This is a genomic window from Pseudomonas sp. NPDC089534, assembly GCF_044749305.1.
GTDB lineage: Bacteria > Pseudomonadota > Gammaproteobacteria > Pseudomonadales > Pseudomonadaceae > Aquipseudomonas > Aquipseudomonas ekonensis.
Genome location: NZ_JBIVHR010000040.1, coordinates 42,396 through 50,056 on the forward strand (window position 1 = coordinate 42,396; position 7,661 = coordinate 50,056).

At 64.8% G+C, this 7,661-nt stretch carries 7 protein-coding genes; 4 read left to right on the plus strand and 3 right to left on the minus strand.

Features of this window, described 5'->3' with window-relative positions; all coding sequences use genetic code 11:
- Positions 1–47 precede the first annotated feature (47 nt).
- The 4 genes from ACIP0B_RS14550 (at position 48) to ACIP0B_RS14565 (ending at position 4,839) form a co-directional block, all read left to right on the plus strand.
- Positions 48–1,235, plus strand: coding sequence for an MFS transporter (locus tag ACIP0B_RS14550; protein WP_400832940.1), 1,188 nt, complete (start codon positions 48–50; stop codon positions 1,233–1,235).
- 52 nt (positions 1,236–1,287) lie between these two features.
- Complete coding sequence (locus ACIP0B_RS14555; RefSeq protein ID WP_400832942.1) at positions 1,288–1,599, plus strand: cupin domain-containing protein; 312 nt, start codon at positions 1,288–1,290, stop codon at positions 1,597–1,599.
- Between the two features lie 105 nt (positions 1,600–1,704).
- On the plus strand, positions 1,705–2,856 hold the full coding sequence (locus tag ACIP0B_RS14560; RefSeq protein WP_400832945.1) for a TDT family transporter: 1,152 nt from the start codon (positions 1,705–1,707) through the stop codon (positions 2,854–2,856).
- A gap of 105 nt (positions 2,857–2,961) precedes the next feature.
- Positions 2,962–4,839, plus strand: coding sequence for an MFS transporter (locus ACIP0B_RS14565; RefSeq protein ID WP_400832946.1), 1,878 nt, complete (start codon positions 2,962–2,964; stop codon positions 4,837–4,839).
- Positions 4,840–4,985: 146 nt separating this feature from the next.
- Here the strand turns inward: ACIP0B_RS14565 and sugE are convergent, their stop codons facing one another.
- The 3 genes from sugE to rdgC form a co-directional block, all read right to left on the minus strand.
- Positions 4,986–5,300 (minus strand): quaternary ammonium compound efflux SMR transporter SugE, encoded by a 315-nt coding sequence (sugE, locus tag ACIP0B_RS14570; RefSeq protein WP_085577699.1) that lies wholly within the window; start codon positions 5,298–5,300, stop codon positions 4,986–4,988.
- Positions 5,301–5,418: 118 nt separating this feature from the next.
- Complete coding sequence (locus ACIP0B_RS14575; protein WP_400832949.1) at positions 5,419–6,381, minus strand: bile acid:sodium symporter family protein; 963 nt, start codon at positions 6,379–6,381, stop codon at positions 5,419–5,421.
- 147 nt (positions 6,382–6,528) lie between these two features.
- Entirely contained in the window at positions 6,529–7,449 is a 921-nt protein-coding gene (gene rdgC / locus ACIP0B_RS14580; protein ID WP_400832950.1) for a recombination-associated protein RdgC, read from the minus strand.
- Positions 7,450–7,661: the final 212 nt, after the last annotated feature.

A 7,661-nucleotide genomic window follows, 5' to 3' on the forward strand; every position in this document is an offset into this window, starting at 1 on the left:
GCGCACACTCCGCAAAAGCAAAAAATTAGCTTTTAAGGAGCGTGCCCATGACCAGCCCTGTTTCGAACCGTTCCAGCCTGTGGTTTCTGGCGATCACCCTGCTCAGTTTTCTCGCCGCCTCCACGGCGCCGACGCCGCTGTACCACCTGTACCAGGATCACCTGCACTTCTCGGCGGCGGTGCTGACCCTGATCTTCGGCGTGTATGCCCTGAGCCTGCTGGCGGCGCTGCTGACGGTGGGCTCGCTGTCGGATCATCTGGGGCGCAAGCCGGTGATCTTCGCCGCCGCCGTGCTCAACGCCCTGGCGATGCTGGCGTTCATCTACGCCGACAGCGTGGCCTGGCTGATCGGCGCGCGGATCCTGCAAGGCTTCGCCACGGGCATGGCCACGGCGGTGTTGAGCGCCACGCTGCTGGACACCGACCGCGTGCAGGGGCCGCTGGTCAACAGCGTGGCACCGTTGCTGGGCATGGCGGCGGGCGCGATGGGCTGCGGCGTGCTGGTGGAGTTCGCCCCGGCGCCGCTGCAACTGACCTACTGGCTGCTGCTGGCGCTGTTTGTGTTGCAGGCCGCGTATGTCTGGCGCCTGCCTGAGAGCGTCACTCCGCAGGCCGGGGCCTGGGCTTCGTTGCGGCCGACCCTGCATGTGCCGGTCCAGGCGCGTTCGACCTTGTGGCGGGTGCTGCCGCTGAACACCGCCACCTGGGCGCTGGGCGGCTTTTACGCCTCCTTGGCCCCGTCGCTGGTGCGCACGGCGACCGGCTCCACCTCCAACCTGATCGGCGGGGCAACCGTGGCCGCGTTGACCGTGACCGGCGCCCTGATGATCTTCACCCTGCGCAACCGGCCCGCAGGCCGGGCGTTGCAGCTGGGCGCCAGCCTGTTGCCGGGTGGTGTGGTGCTGATGCTGCTGGGCGTGCACAGCGCCAGTCTGTCGCTGTTCTTCTTCGGCACGCTGGTGGCCGGCTGCGGATTCGGCGCAGGTTTCCTCGGTGCGGTGCGCAGCCTGGTGCCGCTGGCGTTGCCCCACGAGCGCGCCGGGCTGATGTCGTCCTTTTATGTGCTCAGCTATCTGGCGTTCTGTCTGCCGGCGCTGCTCGCAGGGCATTTCACCCGCAGCCTGGGCCTGCTGGCCACCACCGACGGCTACGGCGCGGTGCTGATCGTGCTGGCGGTGGGCGCGCTGCTGGTCAGCTTCCGTCCGCAGGCGGTGAAGGCGTGCGGCGCTCCATAAGCGCGGCGGATTCGGTTAGCCTTGGCCGGCCACTTCTCTCACGGAACGACCCATGAAGATCATCCGCAGCAAGGCGTTCACCGCCGAACGCGCCTGGGGCGCCCTGGACATCGCCAACATGAACGGCATCACCACGCGCCTGCACTGGACCGACCAGCCCTACAAATGGCACGTCAACGACGGCGAGGAAGTGTTCGTGGTGCTCGATGGCCGCGTGCAGATGCGCTACCGCGAAAAGGGCCAGGAGCAGCAGGTGCTGCTGGAGGCCGGCGACATTTTCTACGCCTCGGTCGGCACTGAGCATGTCGCCCATCCTCAGGGCGAAGCGCGGATTCTCGTGATCGAAACGGAAGGCAGCGTGTGATCGCTTATTTGCAAAATAGATAACAGATAGAGAAATTACCCGTTATATAGATATTCGATCCGGATCTATCATGGCTCCACCCTCACCAGAGGACAGGAGTTCATGATGACTTGCCCCAACACCGCCAAACCCGGCATCAAACCCTTCAGCCACCTGCAGCACCCGCGTGAGGCGATCCGCCAGTTCACCCCGAACTGGTTCGCCGCCACCATGGGTACCGGCGTGCTCGCCCTGGCGCTGGCGCAATTGCCGGTCTCCGTTCCTGGCCTGCACACCGTGGCTGAAGGGCTGTGGCTGTTCAACATCCTGTTGTTCACTTTGTTTACCTTCGCCTACGCCGCGCGCTGGGTGCTGTTCTTCGACGAGGCCCGGCGGATCTTCGGGCACTCCACGGTCTCGATGTTCTTCGGCACCATTCCCATGGGCCTGGCGACGATCATCAACGGCTTTCTCGCGTTCGGCCTGCCGCGCTGGGGCGAGGGGGTGATCCACCTGGCCGAGGCGCTGTGGTGGCTGGACGTGGCGATGTCGCTGGCCTGCGGCGTGCTGATCCCGTACATGATGTTCACCCGCCAGGAACACAGCATCGATCAGATGACCGCCGTCTGGCTGTTGCCGGTGGTGGCGGCGGAAGTGGCGGCGGCCAGCGGCGGCCTGCTCGCGCCGCACCTGGCCGATGCCCATGCGCAACTGGTGGTGCTGGCGACGAGCTACGTGCTGTGGGCGTTTTCCCTGCCGGTGGCGTTCAGCATCCTCACCATCCTGCTGCTGCGCATGGCCTTGCACAAACTGCCCCACGAAAGCATGGCCGCGTCGAGCTGGCTCGCCCTCGGCCCGATCGGCACCGGCGCCTTGGGCATGCTGCTGTTGGGCGGCGACGCTCCGGCGATCTTCGCCGCCAACGGCCTGCCAGGCATCGGCGAGGTCGCATCGGGCCTGGGCCTGGTGGCCGGCATCACCCTGTGGGGCTTCGGCCTGTGGTGGATGCTGATGGCGCTGCTGATCACCGTGCGCTACCTGCGCGACGGCATTCCGTTCAACCTCGGCTGGTGGGGCTTCACCTTCCCGCTGGGCGTGTACTCGCTGGCGACCCTGAAATTGGCCGGCACGCTGCACCTGGGCTTTTTCAGCGTGGCGGGCTGCGTGCTGGTGGCGCTGCTGGCGGTGATGTGGCTGATCGTCGGCAAGCGCACCCTGCAGGGCGCCTGGCGCGGCGAGCTGTTCGTGTCGCCCTGCATTGCAGGTTTGAAGAAATGACCGGCAAAGTTTAGGTAAGGTGTGGCCTGGATCGCGGTTCGAGACTCCAATAACCGTATCCAGGCCGTTCTCTACCTACCCTACAAAAAACAGGTCACACGGAAGATGAGTCACCCCTCACAGTTCAACCTGCTGCGAACCCGGCGTTTCCTGCCGTTCTTCATCACCCAGTCGTTGGGGGCCTTCAACGACAACGTGTTCAAGCAATCGCTGATCCTGGCCATCCTCTATCGGCTGACCATCGAAGGTGACCGCTCGATCTGGGTCAACCTGTGTGCGCTGCTGTTCATCCTGCCGTTCTTCCTGTTCTCGGCGCTGGCCGGGCAGTTCGGGGAAAAGTTCGCCAAGGACTCGCTGATCCGTCTGATCAAGCTCGCGGAAATCGCCATCATGGCTGTGGGATCGGTCGGCTTCCTGTTCGACCACCTGTCGCTGATGCTGGTGGCGCTGTTCGCCATGGGCACTCACTCGGCGCTGTTCGGGCCGGTGAAGTATTCGATCCTGCCCCAGGCCCTGCACGAGGACGAGCTGGTGGGCGGCAACGGCCTGGTGGAGATGGGCACGTTCCTGGCGATCCTGGCCGGCACCATCGGCGCCGGGATCATGATGTCTTCGGCACATTACGCACCGGTGGTGTCGGCCGCGATCGTCGGCATCGCCGTGCTGGGCTACCTGGCCAGCCGCAGCATTCCCCGGGCGGCGGCCGCCGACCCGCAGCTGCGCCTGAACTGGAACATCTTCAGCCAGTCCTGGGCCACCCTCAAACTGGGGCTGGGCCAGACGCCGGCGGTGTCGCGCTCCATCGTCGGCAACTCGTGGTTCTGGTTCGTCGGGGCAATCTACCTGACGCAGATCCCGGCCTACGCCAAGGAATGGATGCACGGCGACGAAACCGTGGTGACCCTGATCCTCACGGTGTTCTCGGTCGGCATCGCCGTCGGCTCGATGCTGTGCGAGCGGCTTTCCGGGCGCAAGGTCGAGATCGGCCTGGTGCCGTTCGGCTCGTTCGGGCTGACCGTGTTCGGCCTGCTGCTGTGGTGGCACTCCGGCGGGATCCCGGAAAGCGCGAGCGGGTACAGCTGGACCCAAGTGCTCGGCTTTGGCCATGCCTGGGCCGTGCTGATCGACATCCTCGGCCTCGGCATCTTCGGCGGCTTCTACATCGTGCCGCTGTACGCGCTGATCCAGTCGCGCACCGCCGAGAACGAGCGGGCGCGGGTGATCGCCGCCAACAACATCCTCAATGCGCTGTTCATGGTGATTTCGGCCATCGTGTCCATCGTCCTGCTGAGCCTGGTGAAGCTGTCGATCCCGCAGCTGTTTCTGGCGGTGTCGCTGCTGAACATCGGCGTCAACGCCTACATCTTCAAGATCGTGCCCGAGTTCAGCATGCGTTTCATGATCTGGCTGCTCAGCCATTCCATGTACCGCGTCGAGCACCGCAACCTTGAAGCGATTCCCGATGAGGGCGCGGCGCTGCTGGTGTGCAACCACGTGTCGTTCGTCGATGCCTTGCTGATCGGCGGCGCGGTGCGTCGGCCGATTCGCTTTGTCATGTACTACAAGATCTACAACCTGCCGGTGCTGAACTTCATCTTCCGCACGGCGGGGGCGATTCCCATCGCCGGCCGCCAGGAAGACATCCAGATCTATGAAAAGGCCTTCACCCGCATCGCCCGGTATCTGAAGGACGGTGAGCTGGTGTGCATCTTCCCGGAAGGCAAGCTGACGGCGGACGGCGAGATCAACGAGTTCAAGGGCGGGCTGACGCGGATTCTCGAAGAGACGCCGGTGCCGGTGATCCCGATGGCGTTGCAGGGGCTGTGGGGGAGTTTCTTCAGCCGGGATCCGGACAAGGGGCTGTTTCACCGCTTGTGGTCGCGGGTGACGCTGGTGGCGGGGGCGCCGGTGGCCGTGGAGGCGGCGCAGCCGGCGCGGTTGCAGGTGTTGGTGGGGGAGTTGCGCGGGACGGTCAGGAAGTAACGCCCGCGCCCATCAGGGCACTGCTGTTCCTGTGGGAGCGGGCTTGCCCGCGAAGACGGCGGCACGTCCGGCATTGATGTGTCAGACAGGCCGCCATCGCCAGCAGGCTGGCTCCCACAATCTTGCGCCGGGAAGGGGCCAGTGCTTTAAGCGCTGGCCTTGAGCCCGATCAGCCCGGCCACGATCAGCGCAACGCTGATCAGGCGCACCAGCGCCATCGACTCGCCGAACAGGATGATGCCCGCGATCACGGTGCCCACAGCACCGACCCCGGTCCAGATCGCATAGGCCGTGCCCAGCGGCAGTTCCTTCATCGCAAGGCCGAGCAGGCCCAGGCTGATGGCCATGGCCGCGACGGTGAGGGCGGTGGGGAGCGGGCGGCTGAAGCCGTCGGTGTACTTCAGGCCGACGGCCCAGCCGACCTCGAACAGGCCGGCGAAAAACAGAATGATCCAGGACATGCAGGACCTCCATCGATTGACGGGGTCGTCCCCAGGATAATGACTCGTGCGAGCCGCAGGGTCGTCCCCGCGTTGGGCGCTATAGTGCCCAGCATCGATTGGGGGATCAAGTTCGCGCTCAGTCGGGCTGCTGAACGAGCGTGTCGCGTCCGTCCTGCTCGTCCATCCGCCGGAACCAGGTGGCCAGCAGCGCCCCGGAAATGTTGTGCCACACGCTGAACAGCGCGCTCGGCACCGCCGCCAGCGGCGAGAAGTGCGCGCTGGCCAGGGCGGCGCCGAGGCCGGAGTTCTGCATGCCGACCTCCAGCGCCAGCGATTTGCGCTGGGCCAGCGGCAGGTTGAACAGGCGCCCGGTGAAATAGCCCAACAGGTAACCGAAGCTGTTGTGCAGCATCACCACCGCCATGATCAGCAGGCCGGACTCGGCGATCTTCGCCTGGCTGGCGGCCACCACCGCGGCCACGATGATCACGATGCTCACCACCGAGACCAGCGGCAGCACCTCTACCGCATGACGGACCTTGCTGCCCAACAGGCGTTGCGCGACCACGCCCAGCACGATCGGCAGCAGCACCACCTGAAGGATCGACCAGAACAGCTCCATGAACGACACCGGCAGCCAGGCCGACGCCAGCAGCCAGATCAGGGCCGGGGTCAGCAGCGGGGCGAGGAGGGTGGTCACGGCGGCGATGGCCACCGACAGCGCCAGGTCGCCGCGGGCCAGCCAGGTCATGACGTTGGAGGCCGTGCCGCTCGGGCAGCAGCCCACCAGGATCACGCCGACGGCAATTTCCGGCGGCAGGCGGAACACCTGGCAGAGCAGCCACGCCATGCCCGGCATGATCACGAAATGCGCCACCACGCCCAGCGCCACCCGCCACGGATGGCGGGCGACGGCGGCGAAGTCGTCGAGCTTGAGGGTCAGGCCCATGCCGAACATCACCAGGCCCAGCAGCGGCACGATCGCGCCCTTGAGGCCCAGGAACCAGGCCGGCTGCAGGAAGGCGAGCACCGCAAAGGCCAGTACCCAGTAGGCGAAGGTGTTGCCGACGAAACGACTCAGTGCTGCCAGTGCGCGCATGGCCTGATCCTTATTGTTTATGTGCACCACAAAACGACTGCAGGAGCGAGCCTGCTTGCGATAGCGGACTTTCAGTCAACCCTTTCGTTGAATGTCGATCGCCGATCGCGAGCAGGCTCGCTCCTACAGGTTGTACATCGTCCGGCCTCAGATGCCCTGCGGCGTCTCTTCACCGCCCAGCGCCTCGACCAGCGCCGGCAGGAAGTCGCCGAAGGTCAGCATCATCAGGGTGAAGCTGGCGTCCAGTTGGCCCAGGGCCTCGTCGCCGCCGTCCTGTTCCGCCTGGTCCTGCAGCAGGTCTTCGAACTTCAGGCGCTTGACGGTCATCTTGTCGTCGAGCATGAACGACAGCTTGTCCTGCCAGGCCAGCGACAGTTGGGTGACCACCTTGCCGGTGCTCAGGTGCAGCTGGATCTCTTCGCTGGTCAGGTCCTGCCGCTTGCAGCGCACGATGCCGCCGTCTTCGTGGGTGTCGCGCAGTTCGCATTCGTCGAGGACGAAAAAGTCCGGGGCGGCTTCCTGGGTGGTGACCCATTGGGTCATCACGGCGGTCGGTGCGGTTTTCACGGTCAGCGGGCGGACCGGCAGGGTGCCGAGCACTTCACGCAGGGTGGACAGCAGGTCTTCGGCGCGTTTCGGGCTGGCGGAGTTGACCAGGATCAGGCCTTGCTTCGGCGCGATGGCGGCGAAGGTCGACGAGCGGCGGATGAAGGCGCGCGGCAGGAACGCCAGGATGATCTCGTCCTTGATCTGGTCGCGTTCCTTCTTATAGACCTTGCGCATTTGCGCCGCTTCGATCTCTTCGACCTTTTCCTTCACCGCGTCGCGCACGACGCTGCCCGGCAGGATGCGCTCTTCCTTGCGCGCGGCGACCAGCATGAAATCACCGCTGACGTGCACCAGCGGCGCATCCTCGCCCTTGCCGAACGGTGCGACGAAACCGTAGGTGGTCAACTCCTGGCTTGCACATGGACGCGCCAGTTTGGTGGCCAGTGCGGTTTCCAGCGCCTCGGCATCGACAGGCAGGTCTTGGGTCAGGCGATAGATAAGCAGGTTCTTGAACCACATGGGGTGAATCTCTCCTTTATACAAAGGAGGGCATTATTGTCTTCGCCGTGCCATAGGCCAACCCTTCTCTAAGCCTTTGGAAGGCCTGAAAAAATTAATTGAAAAAGTGCTTGCCAGAGGTTGGGTCGCTCCGTAGAATGCGCGCCACACCGAAGCGAAGGGTGATTAGCTCAGCTGGGAGAGCGTCTGCCTTACAAGCAGAATGTCGGCGG

Coding starts and splice junctions, on each gene's coding strand:
- ACIP0B_RS14555 (WP_400832942.1), top strand. CDS start 1,288: ATGAAGATCATCCGCAGCAAGGCGTTCACCGCCGAACGCGCCTGGGGC.
- ACIP0B_RS14575 (WP_400832949.1), bottom strand. CDS start 6,381: ATGCGCGCACTGGCAGCACTGAGTCGTTTCGTCGGCAACACCTTCGCC.
- rdgC (WP_400832950.1), bottom strand. CDS start 7,449: ATGTGGTTCAAGAACCTGCTTATCTATCGCCTGACCCAAGACCTGCCT.
- ACIP0B_RS14565 (WP_400832946.1), top strand. CDS start 2,962: ATGAGTCACCCCTCACAGTTCAACCTGCTGCGAACCCGGCGTTTCCTG.
- ACIP0B_RS14560 (WP_400832945.1), top strand. CDS start 1,705: ATGACTTGCCCCAACACCGCCAAACCCGGCATCAAACCCTTCAGCCAC.
- sugE (WP_085577699.1), bottom strand. CDS start 5,300: ATGTCCTGGATCATTCTGTTTTTCGCCGGCCTGTTCGAGGTCGGCTGG.
- ACIP0B_RS14550 (WP_400832940.1), top strand. CDS start 48: ATGACCAGCCCTGTTTCGAACCGTTCCAGCCTGTGGTTTCTGGCGATC.